General features: G+C 61.1%; 17 protein-coding genes and 1 pseudogene. 6 read left to right on the forward strand and 12 right to left on the reverse strand.

The window, feature by feature from the left end; genetic code table 11:
• The first annotated feature begins 78 nt into the window (after positions 1 to 78).
• Entirely contained in the window at positions 79 to 966 is an 888-nt protein-coding gene (galU, locus tag ACQY1J_RS07545; protein ID WP_062460958.1) for a UTP--glucose-1-phosphate uridylyltransferase GalU, read from the forward strand.
• A gap of 81 nt (positions 967 to 1,047) precedes the next feature.
• On the opposite strand, the gene fucP is transcribed toward galU, so the two are convergent.
• On the reverse strand, positions 1,048 to 2,325 hold the full coding sequence (gene fucP, locus ACQY1J_RS07550) for an L-fucose:H+ symporter permease (RefSeq protein WP_244474112.1): 1,278 nt from the start codon (positions 2,323 to 2,325) through the stop codon (positions 1,048 to 1,050).
• Between the two features lie 393 nt (positions 2,326 to 2,718).
• The gene (locus ACQY1J_RS07555; protein WP_162728257.1) at positions 2,719 to 4,242 is read right to left on the reverse strand and encodes an outer membrane beta-barrel protein; all 1,524 of its coding nucleotides are present in this window, start codon (positions 4,240 to 4,242) and stop codon (positions 2,719 to 2,721) included.
• Positions 4,243 to 4,701: 459 nt separating this feature from the next.
• Between ACQY1J_RS07555 and ACQY1J_RS07560 the strand changes: the two genes are divergently transcribed.
• Positions 4,702 to 4,887 (forward strand): Flp family type IVb pilin, encoded by a 186-nt coding sequence (locus tag ACQY1J_RS07560; RefSeq protein ID WP_062460949.1) that lies wholly within the window; start codon positions 4,702 to 4,704, stop codon positions 4,885 to 4,887.
• A gap of 307 nt (positions 4,888 to 5,194) precedes the next feature.
• Positions 5,195 to 6,190, forward strand: coding sequence for a KpsF/GutQ family sugar-phosphate isomerase (locus ACQY1J_RS07565; protein WP_062582344.1), 996 nt, complete (start codon positions 5,195 to 5,197; stop codon positions 6,188 to 6,190).
• Between the two features lie 14 nt (positions 6,191 to 6,204).
• Here the strand turns inward: ACQY1J_RS07565 and ACQY1J_RS07570 are convergent, their stop codons facing one another.
• Both ACQY1J_RS07570 and ACQY1J_RS07575 read right to left on the reverse strand, forming a co-directional pair.
• Positions 6,205 to 6,684, reverse strand: a complete 480-nt coding sequence (locus ACQY1J_RS07570; protein ID WP_430251097.1) for an NfeD family protein — start codon at positions 6,682 to 6,684, stop codon at positions 6,205 to 6,207.
• A 7-nt stretch (positions 6,685 to 6,691) separates the two neighbouring features.
• A complete protein-coding gene (locus ACQY1J_RS07575) occupies positions 6,692 to 7,729 on the reverse strand; it encodes an SPFH domain-containing protein (protein ID WP_092659823.1) in 1,038 nt (345 codons plus the stop codon).
• 148 nt (positions 7,730 to 7,877) lie between these two features.
• Here ACQY1J_RS07575 and queC point away from each other — a divergent pair, with 148 nt between their 5' ends.
• The gene (queC, locus tag ACQY1J_RS07580) at positions 7,878 to 8,588 is read left to right on the forward strand and encodes a 7-cyano-7-deazaguanine synthase QueC (RefSeq protein ID WP_430251098.1); all 711 of its coding nucleotides are present in this window, start codon (positions 7,878 to 7,880) and stop codon (positions 8,586 to 8,588) included.
• Positions 8,589 to 8,591: 3 nt separating this feature from the next.
• Here the strand turns inward: queC and ACQY1J_RS07585 are convergent, their stop codons facing one another.
• From ACQY1J_RS07585 to ACQY1J_RS07610, 6 genes and pseudogenes are all read right to left on the reverse strand, one after another.
• Positions 8,592 to 9,278 carry an SDR family NAD(P)-dependent oxidoreductase gene (locus tag ACQY1J_RS07585; protein ID WP_430251099.1) on the reverse strand — a complete coding sequence of 229 codons (687 nt, stop codon included), beginning with the start codon at positions 9,276 to 9,278 and terminating at the stop codon, positions 8,592 to 8,594.
• A 17-nt stretch (positions 9,279 to 9,295) separates the two neighbouring features.
• A complete protein-coding gene (hemH, locus tag ACQY1J_RS07590; RefSeq protein ID WP_062460932.1) occupies positions 9,296 to 10,330 on the reverse strand; it encodes a ferrochelatase in 1,035 nt (344 codons plus the stop codon).
• Between the two features lie 132 nt (positions 10,331 to 10,462).
• Complete coding sequence (locus ACQY1J_RS07595) at positions 10,463 to 12,595, reverse strand: 5'-nucleotidase C-terminal domain-containing protein (RefSeq protein WP_430251886.1); 2,133 nt, start codon at positions 12,593 to 12,595, stop codon at positions 10,463 to 10,465.
• A gap of 222 nt (positions 12,596 to 12,817) precedes the next feature.
• Complete coding sequence (gene omp10 / locus ACQY1J_RS07600) at positions 12,818 to 13,180, reverse strand: outer membrane lipoprotein Omp10 (RefSeq protein ID WP_062460929.1); 363 nt, start codon at positions 13,178 to 13,180, stop codon at positions 12,818 to 12,820.
• A 285-nt stretch (positions 13,181 to 13,465) separates the two neighbouring features.
• Positions 13,466 to 14,915: pseudogene (locus ACQY1J_RS07605) on the reverse strand (homospermidine synthase).
• Positions 14,916 to 15,444: 529 nt separating this feature from the next.
• On the reverse strand, positions 15,445 to 16,335 hold the full coding sequence (locus ACQY1J_RS07610) for a LysR family transcriptional regulator (protein WP_062460922.1): 891 nt from the start codon (positions 16,333 to 16,335) through the stop codon (positions 15,445 to 15,447).
• Positions 16,336 to 16,447: 112 nt separating this feature from the next.
• Here ACQY1J_RS07610 and ACQY1J_RS07615 point away from each other — a divergent pair, with 112 nt between their 5' ends.
• A complete protein-coding gene (locus ACQY1J_RS07615; protein WP_430251100.1) occupies positions 16,448 to 17,167 on the forward strand; it encodes an SDR family oxidoreductase in 720 nt (239 codons plus the stop codon).
• Between the two features lie 14 nt (positions 17,168 to 17,181).
• The gene (locus ACQY1J_RS07620; protein WP_092659841.1) at positions 17,182 to 17,514 is read left to right on the forward strand and encodes an Atu4866 domain-containing protein; all 333 of its coding nucleotides are present in this window, start codon (positions 17,182 to 17,184) and stop codon (positions 17,512 to 17,514) included.
• 10 nt (positions 17,515 to 17,524) lie between these two features.
• Here the strand turns inward: ACQY1J_RS07620 and ACQY1J_RS07625 are convergent, their stop codons facing one another.
• Positions 17,525 to 18,178 carry an aminotransferase class IV family protein gene (locus ACQY1J_RS07625; RefSeq protein WP_062460911.1) on the reverse strand — a complete coding sequence of 218 codons (654 nt, stop codon included), beginning with the start codon at positions 18,176 to 18,178 and terminating at the stop codon, positions 17,525 to 17,527.
• Between the two features lie 36 nt (positions 18,179 to 18,214).
• Positions 18,215 to 20,059: a M3 family oligoendopeptidase gene (locus tag ACQY1J_RS07630; RefSeq protein WP_113109765.1), complete on the reverse strand. Its 1,845-nt coding sequence runs from the start codon at positions 20,057 to 20,059 to the stop codon at positions 18,215 to 18,217.
• Positions 20,060 to 20,073: the final 14 nt, after the last annotated feature.

Genomic DNA, 20,073 nt, shown 5'->3' on the forward strand with positions numbered 1-20,073 from the left:
TTGCTAAAAGGTAGCAAATGTTTATTACAGCCGACAAAAGACCCGAAACCGCACAGCGAAATGCATCAGGAGGCATGAGTGTCACAAGAACGGAAAATTCGTAAAGCAGTCTTCCCTGTTGCGGGCCTCGGCACCCGCTTCCTGCCGGCCACAAAGGCTGTGCCAAAAGAAATGCTGACGGTCGTCGACAAGCCGGTCATCCAGTATGTCGTCGATGAAGCGGCGGAAGCCGGCATCGAACATTTCGTATTCGTGACCGGCCGTGGCAAAGGTGTGATCGAAGACTATTTCGATATTCAGTTCGAACTCGAGCAGATGCTGCGCGAGCGCAACAAGAATGCCGAACTGACGCTGCTCTCGCATATCCTGCCGAAGGCCGGTACGGCGAGCTTCACCCGCCAGCAGGTTCCGCTCGGTCTCGGTCACGCCGTCTGGTGTGCGCGCGACATCGTCGGCAACGAACCCTTCGCGGTCCTGTTGCCGGACATGATCATGTCGTCGGAAAAGAGCTGCCTCAAGGGCATGGTCGAACTCTACGACCAGACCGGCGGCAACGTTCTTGCGGTCGAGGAATGCGATCCGGACCAGGCTCACAAGTATGGTATCGTCGGCAAGGGTGAGACCGTCGGCGACGGTTTCAAGATCACCGAGATGGTCGAGAAGCCTGCCAAGGGTACGGCCCCTTCGAACTTCTTCATCAACGGCCGCTACATCCTGCAGCCGGAGATCTTCAAGATCCTGGAAACCCAGGAACGTGGCGCCGGCAACGAGATCCAGTTGACCGACGGCATGCTGGCGCTGGCCAAGAGCCAGGAATTTGCCGGCTACCACTTCAAGGGCGAGACCTACGACTGCGGCGCCAAGGACGGCTTCATCATGGCCAATATCGCCTTTGCCCTGCAGCGCCCGGACATTCGCCCGGCGATCGAGGAGCCCCTGAAGGCGCTCGTCTCGAAGCTGATGTAAGCCTATCCTTTACTGCAAAAGAAAACGCCCCCGCGAGATGATCGCGGGGGCGTTTTTCGTTTCAGGGATCGATGCCTGCAATCAGGCGGCCCTGTGACCCTTGAGGCCGTAGTAGGCGATGTAGAGGTAGCAGATCGCCGGCATCAGGAAGGCGAGGTGGATGCCGACCGTATCGGCCAGCATGCCCTGCACGACCGGCAGGATGGCACCGCCGACGATCGCCAGGCACAGGATGCCCGATCCCTGGCTGGTGTGGCGACCAAGACCCTTGAGTGCCAGGCTGAAGATGGTCGGGAACATGATCGAGTTGAACAGGCCAATGGCGAGCACCGACCACATTGCCAGCGAGCCGCCGGCAAACACCGTGAGCAGGATCAGAAGGATCGCAACACCGGCATTGAACGCCAGCGCCTTGCCGTCGTCGACGAACCGCATGACATAGGCGCCGACGAAACGACCGATCATGGCGCCGCCCCAGAAATAGGCGACGTAATGGGCGGCTTCCGATTCCGGCATGCCGGCGATGCTTGGTTCTGCCAGGTAATTGACCAGGAACGAGCCGATCGACACTTCGGCGCCGACATAGACGAACAGGCCGATCGCGCCGAGAACGAGGTGACGGTAGGCCCACGCGGAGCTACGTTCGCCGCCTTCAGCGACCGTCGTGTCTTCCGTTTCGACATGCGGCAGCTTCAGGGCTGCAAAGACGGCGGCCAGCACGAGGAAGGCGATTGCCAGAAGCATGTAAGGGAAGCGGACGGCATCAGCCTCTGCGAGGCGCAAGGCTTCGAGTTGTTCGCCGCTCGCGTTCTGGATGTCGCCGGTCGCGGCCGACAGGATGAGGAAGGCGCCGAAGAGCGGTGCGATCGTGGTTCCGAGCGAGTTGAAGGCCTGGGTCAGCGTCAGCCGGCTCGAGGCGGTTTCAGGGGCGCCCAGCTCCGTCACATAGGGATTGGCGGCAACCTGCAGAATGGTGACACCGCTTGCCAGCACGAACAGCGCACCGAGAAACAGCGCATAGACGCGGTAGCTGGCAGCCGGGATGAACAGCGCACAGCCGATCGCTGCAATCAGCAGGCCGACGACGATGCCCCATTTGTAGCTGATGCGCTTCACAAGCGCGCCGGCCGGCAGCGACACGATGAAATAGGCGCCGAAGAAGCACAGCTGGATCATCATCGACTGGGTGTAGTTGAGCTGGAAGACGTTCTTCAGGTGCGGGATCAGAATGTCGTTCAGGCAGGTGATAAAGCCCCACATGAAAAACAGGGAAGTCAGGGCAACGAGAGCGAAGCGGTAATTGTTACCTGCCGTCGAACTTGTTGCTGTGCGCGGTGTGGTCGCGCTGTCTGTTGGAATTCCAGCCACGTTGAGCCTCTAATCTATCAGGATGTATCGATGGAGTGCATTAATGCTGCACTGCGACAATTCGTCGTGAGCGCTTATATGTTGCGCGCAGTCCTGAGGGGAAGTGGGCGGAAGCCCGGGCGCAAGCTTTGTACAACGTGCATGGACGGCGTGATCGGCTGGAGAAGCCATGCGCTGGAGGAGTAGCTGGAGCAGCGATTGCTGCAGTGCGGAAATAATTGTTCGCGGGAAGGTAAGTTGGAGACAGAACCCATTCCGATCCCGGGCCGTTTCGGCCGATACCGTGAGTTATGCCTATTGTCCAGGCACACCTCTTAGACGACTAGCACTGAGGGTCGGCACGAATGGGGAAGGTATCACGGAAACGTGATTGTCTGATGGACGCTATCGCTTCAGAGTCAGGCCCATGCCCGCGCGGACGATGTTCTGTTCGGTGCCGCCCGTGGTTTTCTCGTATTCAACGTCGCTCGTGAGATCGAGATAGCGGTTGATCGCCCATGTTATCCCCGCGCCGGCAAGCCAGGTGACCTCGTCTTCGCTGCCGGAATCAAAGTTGCGGAACACGGTGCTGCCGCTCAGGCGTGCCACGACGCTGTCGCGCATCTCGTGCGCAAGCGCTGCGGTGAGCTCATACTCCACCCATCCGCCTTCGCCGGGCGTTGTGGAATCCTGGACTGTCGTGCGCAGACCGAGATTGACGTCGGTGCCGCGCTGTGGTGACCAGGTCGCATCGCCATCAAAGCTGATGCCACCGACATTCTTGAGGCGGTTATCCTCGTAGTCGACAACCTCATAGCCCGTTCCCAACTCGCCGCGCAGTTTCTCGCCGAAATCGAACTCGACGCCGGTGCGCGCGGCATAGGTCTGCGATGAGCGCTGATAGCCAGAAGCATCGCGCTTGCGATCGTAGAATGTGTGGCCCGATGCGATTTCCCCGAACGGGATGAGGGCAGGCGAAAGTTCATAGCCGAGGCGCAGTCGACCATCGATGCCGCTGCGATTGCGGTCTTTCATGTTGAGCGTGCCGCCGTCCGCAAGCTTTGCCTCGGTATAGACATATCGAGAGCCGTTGACGGCGGCGAGTGCTCTGATCTTGCCGATGTCGCGGCCGATCGATGCCCCGGTCTGGAACAGGTGCACGCCGGACTGGACGTCGGCGCCACCGACGGCGTTCGGGTCGTCATTGTCCTCACGGGTAAAGCTGTAGCCGCTGGTCAGATGCGCAACGGTATCGTCTGCAAGATCGAGACGCAGATCCGCGCTTATCTTGCCCTCCGGATCCTCGCCTTCCTTGCTCTTGGTGAAATTGTGCTCGATCGTGGTTTCGCCGGTAACTGTCAGCGCATGCCGTGACCAGTCGGAGGTCAGCGTTCCGCGAATCCCGGTTGCCGCGTAATTGCGCGTTTCCTTCGATCCGTTCTCGCGGGTGATTTCTGTGTTGATGCTCTGATTGATCGACGGGCGGAGCATGAACGTGCCGAGCCGGATGCCGGTCGGATCCACCTCTTGACGCGGAGCCTCCTGCGGATCGATTGCCTCGGGACCATCATCGAGCGGCTCGAGATCGGACGGACCGATCGGCTGGTTGAGATCGACTTCCGGCTCCTGAACACGCGCGGCCGCGCTCTGTTGCGCCGTCGTATCGGCGGCCCGTTCGTCTCCGGCGACGGCGACTACGCCGGGAATCGTCCCGCCGACCGGTGCAGTCGGGGTATTGCGGGTAATCGTCGATGTTCCGGCTGTTCCGACCTGGCTGCTGGGAATGGCTGGAAGCGCGCTGCCACTGTCTGGAAAAAGGCTCTGCGAAACGGCAGCCGACGGGAGGATCAGTGCCGAGCCGGCCAGCAGCAGTCCATACGCACGGCCGCGCAACGAAAGCGTCGTGGCTTTTGTCCTGCTGATAATCATCGGACTGCCCGGAAATCGGAAATGCTGATCCAAAGGAAAAGTCCAGCGTCGCTCCGCATCCACAGGTCCGTCCTGGCTAAGTGTATGCTTCGAAACACGAATGTCACCTTGTCGGATTTATCGCGAAGTATGCCTCGAAAGGGTTAGTTTATGGTTAACAGTTGGTGAAGCCGGCCGCGTGGGGCTGCGCGACTGCCCTTCACGCTATCCGTCCACTCGCCAGGAGATGCCACTACATTTGCATGAACATCCCCAGCGCGCATGGATGGTCGCAGGGCACAAACGCCGGTTGCCCAGTCAAGTGAATTCGCGCGTTTACGGTGATTTAACCAAGTCAAACGTGACATTTACACACATTGGATTTGTTTAAGCGCATTAAGAAAATGTATCTACAGTTCAAGTATAGAAACTTGATATCGGAGCAATTCCGTTCCGAGGGGCGAGTCAGGGAAGAGTTATATGTCAATTCTTGCACGCATGATGAAGGATGAGTCGGGCGCGACTGCCATCGAATATGGCCTCATTGCCGCACTTATTTCCGTTGCTTTGATTGCCGGCGCAACAACGCTCGGCGGCGCTTTGAATAACCAGTTCAGCAACATAGCAGGAAAGCTCACCTGCGACGGAAGTGCCACCACTTGCTGATTGCAGCCTGCGAAATGCCATAGAAGGAGCCGTCTCGACATTCGAGGGGGCTCCGTTCGTCATCAGGTTGCAGTGTGCTGGAAGCCGTTGGACGTATTTATTCCGCGAATATCTTGGAACGCTGTGCGCGTCAGTGATGTACGCCAACAGCCGTGAGATTTTCCGTTGCATGGTCCGTTCCTTGCTCAGCGACACTCTAGCCAGCGACCAGTTTCGAAGATCGACGCATTGTTTTCTTGAAGTCCGCAATACTTGCTCAGCGGCTAATGCGATGGACTTGACCAGGAAAAAGCGCTAAGCCTGCGACATGATAAAGAGAGCGTTGCAGGCCGCAGAGGTCGATGTCATTGATTCCGCCCTGCGGACGATTGCCTTTGGAAAACAGGGCCTTGTAGCCCTTGATCATGCCCTTCAGAATGGCCTGGGCGGCCCGTTCCGCGCAGCGGCCGAGCTGATCGGCGGCATCAGCGGTCGTGTCATCGTGACCGGCATCGGCAAGAGCGGCCATATCGGCAAGAAGATTGCTGCAAGCTTTGCCTCGACAGGAACGCCGGCCTTCTTCGTGCATCCGGTCGAAGCAAACCACGGCGATCTGGGCATGATTGCGCCCGGCGATGTCGTGCTGGCGCTGTCCTGGAGCGGCGAGACCGCCGAGTTGCAGGGGATCGTATCGTTCACCCGTCGCTTTTCTATTCCTTTGATCGCACTCACGTCTGGTGAGGTCTCAGCGCTCGGCAGAGCGGCCGATGTCGTTCTACTTCTGCCGAAGGAACAGGAAGCCTGTCCGCACGGGCTGGCTCCAACCACCTCCACGCTGATGCAGCTTGCGATGGGCGATGCACTTGCTGTTGCGCTACTGGAAGCGCGCGGTTTTTCGGCAACCGATTTCCGCGTCTATCATCCTGGCGGCAAGCTCGGCGCCATGCTGTCGCATGTCAGCGACCTCATGCATGTCGGCGACAGCATTCCGTTGGTGCGCCAGGGCGTGCTGATGCCGGAAGCGGTGCAGGAATTGTCGCGCAAGCGGTTCGGTTGCGTCGGTGTTACCGATGACGAAGGCCGGCTCGTCGGCGTCGTCACCGATGGCGACATTGCGCGCCATCTCGACGTCGACCTGACGAAGATGCCCGTGGACGAGGTCATGACCGTGCGCCCGAAGACGGTGGGCAAGGATACGCTGGCGACGGCGGCTCTCGCGCTGCTCAACCAGTACAGTATCGGCGCGCTTCTCGTCGTCGGCGAAGATCAGCGCCCGATCGGCATCGTCCATTTCCACGATCTGCTCCGCGTCGGCGTCGCCTGAAACCCATCTGAGTTTCAGGTGGGACGCAAGACGGTCGCGGTTGCTTCGACGCGAAGATCGCGGCCATTTGATTCGATGATCACCACCTGAGTGCCGGCTGGCAGGTCCGGCCCGATGATCGACCACCACGTATCATCAAGCCTGATCCGTCCGCGACCTTCCGCGATCGGCTCGTGCAGCGTTGCGGTGCGCCCGACGAGGCTTTCGCCGCGCCGGTTGAGGTTCGGCTGATCGCTCTCGCCGCCACGGCCGGAATAGAAGCGACGCCCAACCACCGCCAGTGCGACCGCTAGCACGGCAAACAGCAGAAGCTGCACCTGCCAGGTCCAGATGCCGGTATCCCAGAGTGCCAGAGACAGCGCGCCGACGATGATGGCGGCAAGCCCGATCCAGATCAGGAAGGCACCGGGAACGGCCAGTTCTGCTGCGAGCAGGACAAGGCCGAGGAGCCACCAGCTCCACGAGCCGAGGCTGCGTACCAGATCGATGATCATTGCAGCCTCATTTGTCGGAGGAGGGCGTATAGGGCGGGATGACAGCGGTCACGCTCGGCGTGCTGCGGGTGGTGCGCGAAGGCTGGCCGGGTTGCGTGCGGGGCGCTGCCGGGGCAGGGCCGTCGCCATTTCCGAAGACTTCCTTGGCGATGGCGCCGATGCCGCCGAGCGAACCGATCAGCGACGAGGCTTCAAGCGGCATCAGCACGATCTTGGAATTGTTCGCCTTGCCGATCTCGACTAGAGCTTCCGTATATTTCTGCGCCACGAAGTAGTTGATCGCCTGCACGTTGCCGGAGGCGATTGCTTCGGAGACGACCTGCGTCGCGCGCGCTTCGGCTTCTGCCAGACGCTCGCGCGCCTCGGCATCGCGGAACGCGGCTTCGCGTTCGCCTTCGGCCTGCAGCACAGCTGCCTGTTTCGCGCCCTCGGCCCGCAGGATCTGCGCGTTGCGCGAGCCTTCGGCCTCGAGGATCTGGGCGCGCTTCTCGCGCTCCGCCTTCATCTGGCGGCCCATCGATTGCACGAGGTCTGCCGGCGGCTGGATGTCCTTGATCTCGACGCGGGTGACCTTGATGCCCCAGGGATGAACCGCCTGGTCGACGACGCGCAGCAGCCGTTCGTTGATGACTTCGCGGTTGGACAACAGCTCGTCGAGGTCCATCGAACCCATGACCGAGCGAATATTGGTCATCGTGAGGTTCTGGATGGCGAGCTGGAGATTGGTGATCTGGTAGGCGGCCTGCGCGGCGTTGAGCACCTGATAGAAGGCGACGGCATCGGCCGAAACGCTGGCATTGTCCCGGGTGATGACTTCCTGGGTGGGAATGTCGAGCACCTGTTCCATGACGTTCATCCGCGCGCCGATGCGCTCGATGAACGGTGTCAGGATATTGAGGCCCGGCTCCAGCGTGCGCGTGTAGCGGCCGAACCGCTCGACAGTGTAGTTATAGCCCTGCGGCACGGTCTTCACGAGGGCAAAGAGCAGCAGTATCGCGAGGATTACGATACCGATGACGAAATAGTCGAAACCGTCCAGGCTCATGAAGAGGCCTCCTGCCCAATAAATTGCGTTCGTTTCATACCCGACAACCCTAGAGATGTGCGGAGGTGTTCACAAGCGCATGTTCTTGCACTAGAAACCGCCGGACACACGGGTCGCAGCCTACCCCGACAAAACAAGGACCAAAACCATGAAGACCATCGTCGTCTGTTCCGGCGGACTGGATTCCGTTTCGCTTGCCCACAAGATTGATGCCGAGCAGGATTTGATCGGGCTCGTCTCGTTCGATTACGGCCAGCGACACAGGAAGGAACTCGACTATGCCGCGGCCTGTGCGCTGCGGCTGGGCGTACCCCACCAGATCATCGATATGCGCTCGATCGGTGCCCAGCTGACGGGATCGGCGCTGACGGACGATCTGGACGTGCCGGATGGTCATTACGCTGAGGAAACGATGCGGGTCACCGTCGTGCCGAACCGCAACGCGATCATGCTGACGGTCGCGTTCGGCGTGGCGGCGGCCCAGAGCGCGGATGCGGTGGCGATTGCCGTCCATGGCGGCGACCATTTCATCTATCCCGATTGCCGGCCGGGCTTTATCGACGCGTTCCAGACGATGCAGGATCACGCGCTCGACGGATACGCCTCGGTGCGGCTGCTGGCGCCTTATGTGAATGGGTCGAAGGCCGATATCGTCACCGACGGCGCGAAGCATGGCACACCGTTCGGCGACACCTGGTCCTGCTACAAGGGTGGCGAAAACCATTGCGGCCGGTGCGGCACCTGCGTCGAGCGTCGCGAAGCGTTTCATCTCGCTGGCGTCGCGGATCCGACCGAGTATGAGGATGCCAATTTCTGGAAGGCTGCAACGGACGGGTTTCGCGCCGACGAAGTGCGGTAAGCGCTATTCGGCGTAGATCATCTTTTTCGTCATGCCGCCGTCGAGGGTCAGGACCTGGCCGGTCATGAAGCCGGCACCCGTCAGATAGAGGACGGCGTCGGCAATGTCCTTCGGGCGACCGACGCGGCCGACCGGATGCTGTGCGTGGTCTTCCTCGCTCAGCGTCGTCTCATTGGTGATCCAGCCCGGCGCGATGGCATTGACCCGGATTTTCGGGCCAAGGCTGATCGCAAGTGCGTGGGTGAAGGCGACCAGTGCGCCCTTGGAGGCGGCATAGGCTTCGGTATCCGGTTCCGACATGAACGCCCGCGTCGATACCATGTTGACGATGGACCCACCTGTTGACATCAGCGGCACCGCAGCGCGGGTCATCAGGAAGGCGCCGGTCAGGTGGCTGTCGGTCACGCGGCGCCAGTCGGCCAGCGACAGCTGCGCAATCGGGCCATGGTTCGGGCTGGCGATGCCGGCATTGTTGACGAGCAGGTCGAGACTGTCCCAGCCGAGTAGCGCAAAGGCTTCCTCGACCGAGGTTTCGTCGGAGACATCGCAGAGAACGGGCTGAACGCCCTTCGGAACATCAGCCGTTTCGCTGAAGTCGAACGAGGCGACCTCGAAACCGTGGTCGGCCAGATCAGTGCAGATCCCGCTTCCGATCAGGCCGGCACCGCCGGTAACGATGGCTCGCTTCATCGCGATCTCCCTAAAGCTCAGACCCAGCCCTGCAACTCGCGGCGAACCACCGTCTCAAGCACGTTGATGCCGTCGACGCTGTCGTTGAGGCAGGGGATATGCACGAATTTCTCGCCGCCGTGATGCATGAAGATCTCGCCAGCCTCGCCGGCAATTTCCTCAAGCGTTTCCAGGCAGTCGGAGACGAAGCCGGGGTTCATGATGGCGACGCGCTTGATGCCTTCGGCGGCAAGCGTTTCCATCGTCTTGTCGGTATAGGGCTGCAGCCATTCCTCAGGCCCGAAGCGCGACTGGAAGGTCAGGCGCAACTGCTTCTCGGTATAGCCGAGCTCTTCGCGCAGCAACCGTGCGGTCTTGTAGCAGAAACAGTGATAGGGGTCGCCGGCCTTGAAATAGGACTGCGGAATGCCGTGGAACGAGGTGATCAGCAGCTGCGGTTCCCACTCGAGCGTCGACAGCGTCTGGCGAACGGAATTGGCCAGCGCCACGATATAGGCGGGGTCATCGTGATAGGTTGGCACCGTGCGCAGGGCCGGCTGCCAGCGCTGCTTCATCAGGTACTCGAACGCCTTGTCGTTGACGGTCGCCGTCGTTGCAGCCGCGTATTGCGGGTAAAGCGGAAACAGCAGGATACGATCGCAGCCCTGCGCCTTCAGCGCATCCATGCGCTCGGCGATCGAGGGCTTGCCGTAGCGCATGCCCCAGTCGACCACGACGTTTGGCAGATCGGCCAGCCGCTCGGCCATTTTCTCGCCCTGGCTGCGGGTGTAGGTGCGCAGATAGCTCTCGTCGAGATCCTTGTTCCAGATCTCCTCATAGGCCTTGCCGACCTTCTGCGGGCGCTTGTTGAGGACGATACCGTAGAGGATCGGATACCAGAACAGCCGCGACCATTCGATGACGCGCTTGTCGGACAGGAATTCGGCGAGATAACGCCGCATCGACCAGTAGTCCGTGCCGTCGGGCGTGCCGAGGTTGACGAGCAGGACGCCAACTTTGCCGAAGGTAACCTTCGGATGACCGGTAGGCAGTTTTGAGGGCACGATATTCATGCGGTCACTTCCGATCGGGTTCGACCGCACGATGCGGCCGGAGGATTGTCTGGCTCTATTTAGAAACAATCAACGGCCCGGGGAAGCCCCGAGCCGTCGGTTGCATCAGGACAAATTGTCCCGCTTTCGTTTTTATCTGGCCGGCAGTTCCAGCTCCTTGCCGATCTGGATGACATCCGGGTTGCGAAGGCTATTGGCCTTGGAGATGTCCATCCACTTCTCGCCGTCGCCATAGGTGCTTTCGGCGATCTTCCACAGCGAGTCACCTCTAACCACGGTATATTTGCTCGGGCCGGCAGGAGCCGGGGAAGCCGTCGTTGTCGGCGCCGGCGTGGCCGGTGCAGGAGTGGCCGGTGCAGCAGCTGTCGGAGCCGGTGTTGCCGGTGCGGGCGTTACTGGTGCCGGTGCCGCTGGTGCGGGTGTAGCCGGCGCAGGCGCCGCTGGGGTAGGGGCAGGAGCCGGTGCTACCGGTGCTGGCGCAGCAGGCGCAGGCGTAGCCGCTGGCGCAGCAGGCGCAGGCGTAGCCGCTGGGGCAGGAGCCTGGGCGGTCGTTGCAGGAGCTGGAGCAGCGGGCGCGGGCGTTGCAGCAGGCGCAGGCGTTGCAGCCGGTGCCGATGCCGGGGCAGCCGCGGCCTTCGGTAACGGCTTGTAGTCTGCCGGTGTCAGGTCGGTGATGCGGCCGTCGGTATACGGCTTGTAGGGGCTGTTGGCCGAGATGTAGTCGGCAACGGCGTTTTCGAGGTTGGGTCCGAAGTCGTAGGCGTTGACGGCCGCGGTGTTGAAGATCTTGTAGCCGTCGCCGCCGGTGCGGACGTAGTTGTTGGTAACGACGCCGTATGTCTTGTTCGGGTCGATCGGAACGAAGGCCTCGCCTTCCTTGACCTGAACGTCGCTGATGCGGCTGCCGCTCGACTTCGACCGGTCGAAGGAGAACTTCATGCCTGCCACCTGCGGGAAGCGACCGGCGCCGTCGTCGATCTGGCTGACGCCGTTTTCGAGGGCGGTGACGACATCCGAGCCTTTCAGCTGGAAGGTTGCGATCGTGTTCTGGAACGGCAGGACGGTCAGGATTTCGCCCATCGTCACTTCGCCGGAATCGATCGAGGCACGCAGGCCGCCGCCGTTCTGGATGGAGAGCGTGATGCCCTGATCCTTGACGCGGTCAAGCTGTGCATCGGCAAGCAGGTTGCCCATCGTGCATTCCTTGGCGCGGCAGTTGAGGCGATCGCCATCGATGACGCCTTCGGTCGAGCCGACGACCTTTTTCTTGATCTCTTCGAGCGGGCCGCCGAGTTCCTTGACCTTGGCGACAAACGCCGCGTCCTGCGGAACGCTGGAATCGAGCAGCTTCGGTGCCCCCGCGGAAGACCTCACGACGCCGTTGTCATCGAAAACGACCGAGAGATCACCGAGATATTTGGAATAGGCGTAGGACGTCACGATCGGAATATCGACGCCAGCAGGGCTTTTGACGATGGTCGGGTAGGGGCCGGATGCCTTGGGATCGGTGCTGGACAGGTAGGTGTGGCTGTGGCCGCCGACGATCACGTCGATGCCGGCAACGGCTGCCGCGATTTCCTTGTCCTTGACGTAGCCGACATGGGACAGGAGCACGATCTTGTTGATGCCCTGCGACTGGAGATCAGCCACGGCATTCTTCACATAGGTGATCTCGTCCTCGAAGGTGATGTCGGGACCAGGCGAAGAGGTTTCGCTTGTATCTTTCGCGAGAACGGAGACGATGGCAACACGCTGGCCGCCGAAATCCTTGATCACGTAACCCTTGTACTTGTCGGCCAGCGGTGTTCCAGCCTTGGCGATGGTATTGCCGGAAATGATCGGAAACTTCAGCGCGGTAATGAACTTCAGCAGTTCCTGCGGGCCGTCGTCGAACTCGTGGTTGCCGATCGCCATCGCATCGAAGCCGATGTCGTTCATGAATTCGGCAACGGGTGCGCTCTTGTAGGTGCTGTAAAACAGCGAACCCTGAAACTGGTCGCCGGCATCGAGAACGAGAACGTTCTTGCCCTGCAATTCGCTGCGGCGGGCGTCGATGGCCGACTTCACGCGCGCGATGCCACCAAAGCATTCGTTCTTTTCGGTCTCGGCCGGCGTGCAGGTGGAATCGTATTTGTTGATCGGCTCGATACGGGAATGCAGGTCGTTGATGTGGAGAATGTTGAGTTCGAAGTCGGCCATTGCGACGCCGCTCGAAAGGGCAATGACCGATGCGGTCACGATCCCCAATCCGATAGTTCTCATCATCATCTCTCTCCTTTTATGATTGCGCGCGTGTGGGCGTGCATGTTCCCGATTTTTGTATCACGCCATGGTGACGATCGTTGTGCAGCGCATGTTTTCACCAAGCAAAACTGGTTTCAAGGTAAATGTGACAAGGCCAGAGCTATTCGCCCTCGCGCACAACGCGAAAGGCCCCGCATCAAGCGAGGCCCTCCCTAACTCTGGAATGACTGTGAAGCTGGGCGATCAGCTGCGGCGGGCGAGCGAAAACTGCGCGCCGCTATCCTGCGTGCAGTTCAGCTGGCTTTGGGTGACCAACGAGCAGTTGACGCGCGACTGCGTCTTGCGCACGAGCGAGGTCATGTTGATCTCGACCAGCGTCGGCGAGAGCTTGTTATAGGTGCCGGAGGCGAGAAGCGCGTTGCTGTCGCTTGCACGGGTGTTGAACGTGCCCGCCTGGAAGGTGGAGACGATACCGTTCGGATCGACCCATGCGCCCTCGACGCCCTGCGGCTGCACTGGTGCTGATACCATGCGCGGCGGCGGAGAAGAGACGCAGGCCGTTAGGCTGGCTGCCGCAATGAGCACGAGGCCCGTTTTGAAGTTCATGATCTGTCTCCCGCGATTCGGTCCGGCTTGTGGTCTGCAACCATGCCTTCTGGAGCCTATGTAAAGCAAGACTGCGGATTGGGAAGACTGGGGAAAGGCAGGAGTTTTCGCTTTGTGAAGAACGGGCGCGGGTGTGGCTTTTATACGCTCCAGCCGGTTCTTCCCGTCATGGCCTGGAAGAGGCCGCAAGTTGCCGCCGCAAGGCGCGATCGAGGCGGGGTTCCGCGCCGCGCAAGCGGGAGAGGCGGTGGGGCCCGCGGCTGACGCGAGCCCCCTCATTGATTCCTAGCGAACCAGAATGTTCTTGAACTGCCAGGCGTCCTTTTCGTCGATGTCTTCCGGGAACAGACCCGGGCGACCTTCGAGCGGGGTCCAGTCGGTGTAGTGGCCTTCGACCGGGCCGAGATACGGCAACTGCACTTCGAGGCAGCGCTTGTAGTCCACCTCGTCGGCTTCGACGATGCCGGCCTTCGGGTTTTCGAGTGCCCAGACCATGCCGGCGAGAACCGCCGAAGTTACCTGCAGACCGGTTGCGTTCTGGTAAGGCGCGATGCGGCGGGTTTCTTCGAGCGACAGGCGCGAGCCGAACCAGTAGGCGTTCTTCTCGTGACCGTAGAGCAGCACGCCGAGTTCATCGACACCGTCTTCCAGTTCATGCTCGTCGAGCACGTGCAGGACGGGCTGCTGAGTGCCGCCATTGCCGAACATTTCGTGCAGCGACAGAACCGCGTCATTGGCCGGGTGATAGGCATAGTGGCAGGTCGGACGGTAGACGACTTCGCCGTCCTTTTCGACGGTGAAATAGTCGGCGATCGAGATCGAACTCGTTGTGGGTGACGAGGAAGCCGTATTGCGGACCCGGCGTCGGGCACCAGGTGCGAACGCGGGTGTTGGCGCCCGGCTGTTCCAGGTAGATTGCGGCCTGGCAGCCCTTCTTGTGCTTCTTGGCGTTCTTCGGCATCCAGTTTTCGTGGGTGCCCCAGCCAAGTTCGGCCGGCTGCAGACCTTCCGAGATGAAGCCTTCGACAGACCACGTGTTCCAGAACACGTTGAGCGGCTTGGGGTTCTTGGTGCGCTGGGTGTCGCGCTCGGCAATGTGAACGCCCTTGACGCCGAGCTTCTTCATCAGCTTCGCCCAGCCTTCGCGGTCGTGCTGGTCCGGCTCGTCGAATTTGAGGCCGGTGTCGTTGGCAAGGTTGACCAGCGCCTGCTTGACGAACCAGGAAACCATGCCCGGGTTTGCGCCGCAGGTGGAAACGGCCGTGGTGCCGCCCGGGTTCTTCTTCTTCTCATGGCGCACGGTCTCGCGCAGCGCATAGTTGGTGCGCTCGGAGTTCTTCATGCTCTTGTCGAAATAGAAGCCGAGCCAGGGTTCGACGACGGTGTCGATATAGAGAACGTCGAGCTTGCGGCACATCTTCATCAGGTCGAGCGAGCCCGTGTCGACCGACAGGTTGACGCAGAAGCCCTGGCCTTCGCCTTCGGTCAGAAGCGGCTTCAGCAGCTCCTTGTAGTTTTCCTTGGTGACATGGTCTTTGATGTGACGGATGCCGTGCTTCTTGAGGATCTCCATGTCGGAGGGCTCTTCGCGCGGGTCGATAACCACCATCCGGCTCTTGTCGAACTTGAAATGGCGTTCGATCAACGGCAGCGTGCCGCGGCCGATCGATCCGAAACCGATCATCACGATCGGACCGGTGATTTCGCCATATACCGGATAGGTCTCGTCTTTCATCGTATTCTCCCTATGGGTCGACTGCTCTTCCACCGCCGCAGCCTGCGTTTTGCAGGCGTAACGGACCCGTGTGACATGCATCTGATGCCCGGCCTAGATCACAAAATTTCGTCACAATAAAGGGGTCGCGTTTGAGGCGTACGGTGGAATAACGGTCCCGAGGTTGTTTTCGCCCGACCGGCGCGCCGGCCGCCCAAAATGTGGTTTCCGCTCGGTTGGTCCGTTTTGCGTGGATAATGCTAAATCTAGCACCTGTCCCTTGGAACCGTTTTCGCGCACCCTAAAATCTGCTGGGAACGACCAGGGGAATGTCATGTTGAAATTCGGTTTGCGTTTGTCGCCGAATAGGTCAGGGCGCGGGGGCATCGGGGCGATCGTGGTGCCGTCGAAGCTTAGCAGGATCCGGCGCGGCAATGCGTCGATGGCACGTGCTTTTCCGGCGTGGGGATTGTGGGTCGTGTTCTGGCTGGTGCTGGCGCTTGGGTGCACCATGGCGGTGGCTGTCGCCCGGTCGCCTGCCTGACATCACTCATCTGGTCCTTTGCAGGTGATCCACCAGAGCGCGCAGTTTTGGTGCCATGTTCCGCCTGCTCGGATAGTAGAGATAGAAGCCCGGAAACCACGGGCTGAATTCTTCGAGCACCGGCACCAGCTCGCCCGTGGCGATCGCCGGGCGGAAGCTCTCTTCCATGCCGAAGCTGATGCCCGCGCCGGCAATGGCCAGGCGAACCATCAGCGCCATGTCGGTCGTGGTGATGGTGTCAGAAACGGCGACCGAGAATTCCTTGCCGTCTTGCGAAAACTCCCAGCGATAGGGCGCCTGATGGACGGAGGCCCGCCAGCCGATGCAACGGTGAACGCCAAGTTCGCGTGGGTGAGCCGGGGTGCCGTAGCCTTTGAGGTAGCCCGGCGAGGCGACGGCGATCTGGCGCTGGTTTCCGGAAACCGGCACGGCGATCATGTCCTGCGCGATGACTTCGCCGAGCCTCACGCCCGCATCATAGCCCTCCGCAACGATATCGAATTCTTCGTCGGTCACAGTGATATGCAATGTCACCTCCGGATGTTCCTCGGCGAAGGACGCGAGCACGGGGCCGGATAGAAAGCTCTCGGCAATCGAGGAGACCGCAAGGTTCAGGCGGCCGCGCGGACGTCCGTGCAGGTTTGCTGCCGCCTCGGTGGCGCTGCGCATCTCCGACAGCGCTGGCGCGACCTCGGAATAGAGCCGCTCACCCGCCTCCGTCAGGGCAACGCTGCGGGTGGTGCGTGCAACGAGCGCGATGCCGAGCGTCTCTTCCAGCCGGCGGATCGTCTGGCTGACGGCCGAGCGGGTGACGCCGAGGCGGTCGGCGGCGGCACGAAAGCTTTTTTCTTCTGCAACCAGCGTGAAGACCGCGAGCGCATTGTAATCAGTCAGCATTGGTTAGAATTCCTTGCCACTGTGGAAACAACTGGGCGGCTTATCGCGACAATGGAGGAGGAATAGGGTCCTTGCAATCCGCAGGCAAGCGGAGAGCAAAGGAGCTAATCACATGGACAAGGTTGTTCTCATCACCGGCGCATCGAGCGGGATCGGTGCAGGTATCGCCCGCGAACTGGCAAAAGCCGGGGCGGCACTGATGCTGGGCGCCCGCCGCACCGACCGGCTGGAGGAGCTCGCCCGGGAGCTCCGGGACTTGGGCGCCAAGGTCGCGATCCGCAGGCTTGACGTCACCGATCACGCCGATGTCGCGGCATTTGCGCAGGCGGCGGTGGCGGAATTCGGCCGGGTCGACGTGATCGTCAACAATGCGGGCGTCATGCCGCTATCGCTGATGTCGTCGCTCAAGGTCGACGAGTGGGACCGGATGATCGACGTGAATATCAAGGGCGTGCTCTACGGCATCGCCGCCGTACTGCCGCAGATGACGGCGCAGGGCTCAGGCCAGATCATCAATATCGCATCGGTCGGCGCTCTCAGTGTTTCACCCACGGCTGCGGTCTATTGCGCCACCAAATATGCGGTGCGGGCGATTTCCGACGGCTTGCGGCAGGAGCATGACAACCTGCGCGTCACCTGCATCCATCCGGGTGTGGTGGAAAGCGAGCTTGCCGATACCATCACCGATGCCGTGGCTGCCGAGGCCATGAAGACCTACCGCGCCATTGCCCTGAAGCCGGATGCGATCGGTCGCGCCGTGCGCTTCGCGATCGAGCAGCCCGACGATGTCGATGTGAACGAGATTGTCGTTCGCCCGACGCGGGCGCAGTGAAGGGTACGGCTGCCATGAACCGCCGCCATCTCCTCCTCGTTGCCGCCGCGTCTTTCGGCGCGGCGCTTCCTTCCCATGCAGAGGACATCATGGACAACAAGATCCAACCCGCGAGTCATCCCTACGTCGGAATGTGGGTAACGGCAGACGGACATATCCGCCACGAGCTGCAGCAAGATAACCGCTATGATGAAGCACGCGGCTCTCGCAAAAGCGCGTATCAGGGCCGGTATCTCGTCACCGGCGATCACATCGATTATTGGGACGATACCGGGTTCACCGCCGATGGCGACTTCATCGACGGCGTGCTGCATCATGCGGGGATGGTGCTCTACCGGGAACAGTAGGGGCTTCGCGTCAGACCAGTTCGGCCCGGATCAGGCCGCGCAGGGAATTGCCGACGAAGAGGCGTTTCCCGGCAAGGTCGGTCTGTTTCACAAGGCCAGACTTGGCGCGGCCCTCGCGGATCAGATCGCCGCGCAGGATCCCCGCAAGCAGACCGGATGAGATCGGCGGTGTCGTCAGCGTGCCGTCGGCCTGCTCCACGAAGAGATTGGTGCGCGTGCCTTCGCAGACCTCTGCGCGTTCGTTGAGCAGGATCACCTCGTCCACGTCTTCAGGGAATTCGGCGCGGGCGGCGTCATAGACTTCGCGGCGCGATGTCTTGTGGCGATACATCGGATCATCCGAGGGCAGGCGCGTCTGCGCGATCCCGATCCGCCAGATCGCATCCTTGGCAACGGGCGCGAACGGCGTGGCGACGATCTCGACCTTGCCGCGGAACGTCATTTCCAGCCGCACGCGAAGCGGCGTCTCTCCTTCGACCGAGGCCTGGAGCTGTTTCATCAGGTCTGGCGGGGCCGGGCGAAAGCCCAGGGCATCGGCCGAACGGTTCAGCCGACGCAAATGCTGGTCGATCCGGGTAAAACCGGAACCCGGCTCCCAGCGCATGGTTTCGATCAGCGAAAGATCCACCGGTTTTGCACCGCGACCCTTGGCCTTCACAGACATCGCAACCCCTCCGACCTGCGTTTGACCGTCCGTTGATCAGACAGCCTTGTCCAAAGCTTCCAACTCGTCGATCAGACCTTCGATCATCGACAGGCCCTTCGACCAGAAGGACGGATCGGTGGCATCTAGGCCGAATGGCTTGAGCAATTCCGAATGATGCTTGGTGCCGCCTGCCTTCAGGAGGTCGAAATACTTGTCCTGGAAGCCGGGTGCGGCGTTCTGGTAGACCGCGTAGAGCGAGTTCACCAGGCAGTCGCCGAAGGCATAGGCATAGACGTAGAAAGGCGAATGGATGAAGTGGGGGATATAGGTCCACCACGTCTCGTAGCCTTCCGAGATCCGGATTGCCGGGCCGAGGCTCTCGTTCTGGACTGACAGCCACAGTTCGCCGATCTGCTCCGACGTCAGTTCGCCCTGCTTGCGGGCAGTATGGATCTTGCGCTCGAACTGGTAGAAGGCGATCTGGCGGACGACCGTGTTGATCATATCCTCCACCTTCTGGGCGAGCATCGCCTTGCGTTCGCGCTTGTCCTTGGTCTTCTCCAGGAGGGCGCGGAACGTCAGCATCTCGCCGAACACGGAGGCAGTTTCGGCAAGCGTCAGCGGTGTCTGGCACATCAGCGCTCCCTGGCCGCCGGCGAGAACCTGATGCACGCCGTGGCCAAGCTCATGGGCAAGCGTCATCACGTCGCGCGGCTTACCCATATAGTTGACGAGAACGTAAGGGTGCGCAGACGGCACGACCGGATGCGCGAACGCGCCCGGTGCCTTGCCGGGCCGTGCCGGCGCGTCGATCCATTCCTCGTCGAAGAAGCGGCCGGCGATGGCGGCCATTTCCGGCGAGAAGGCGCCATAGGCGGACAGGACGGTGTCCTTTGCTTCCGGCCATGAAATCAGGCCTTTCGGCGTTTCCGGCAGTGGCGCATTGCGGTCCCAGTAGTTCAGCTGGTCGACGCCGAGCCATTTCGCCTTCATCGCGTAATAGCGGTGCGACAGGCGGGGATAGGCTTGCGTCACCGCTTCCGAGAGCGCGTCGACGACTTCGCGTTCGACGCGGTTCGCCAGGTGACGGCTGTCGGCGATATCCTCAAACCCGCGCCAGCGGTCGGAGATTTCCTTGTCCTTGGCGAGCGTGTTGGTGATCAGCGTGAACACGCGCAGGTTTTCGCCAAACGTTTTCGACAGTGCTACGGCCGCCTTGGCGCGGGTTTCCGGCTCGGGCTCTACCAGCATGTTGAGCGTGATTTCGAGCGGTTGTTTTTCGCCGTCTACCTCGAAGCGAAGTTCCGACATGGTTTCGTCGAACAGGCGGTTGAAGGCGGCGGCCGACGTCATCGACTTCTCGAGAAAGAGCTGCTCCAGCTTGTCGTCCAGCTGGAAGGGCTTGTCCATTCTCAAGTCCACCAGCCAGGGGCGGAAATGGCCGGTTGCGGGATCGCGGTCCATCGCCGCATTGATGACCGCATCGTCGATCCGGTTCAGTTCGAGCGCGAAAAACAGGAGATGCGAGGAGAGATCCGTCAGCTTTGTCTGGATGTCGCCGTAGAACTTGCCGTTTGCCGGGTTGGACGTGTCTGAAAAATAGGTGAGGCCGGCGAACGAGCCGATCTTGCCGAGGAGGTCGTCGAGCGCGTCATATTCCGACAAGGCCTCGCCAAGTCCGCCGGCACCGGTCTTTGCGGCAGCGTCTGCAAGCTTGCCCTTCCACTTTTCCTCGAAAGCCAGCGACAGCGTGCGCGCTTTTTCCAGATCGGCCACAAATTCCGGGGCATCCTTGGCAGCGTAGAGATCGGACAATTTCCAGACTGGCAGGACACCGAGCGCGGGGTCGGCGGGCGAAGCAGCGGGGGACGCGCCGGAAAAAGCAGGAGAGGCGGTCATGGTGTGCCAGTTAC

It is taken from the genome of Neorhizobium sp. DAR64860/K0K1 (genome assembly GCF_050500205.1).
Classification (GTDB): domain Bacteria; phylum Pseudomonadota; class Alphaproteobacteria; order Rhizobiales; family Rhizobiaceae; genus Neorhizobium; species Neorhizobium soli.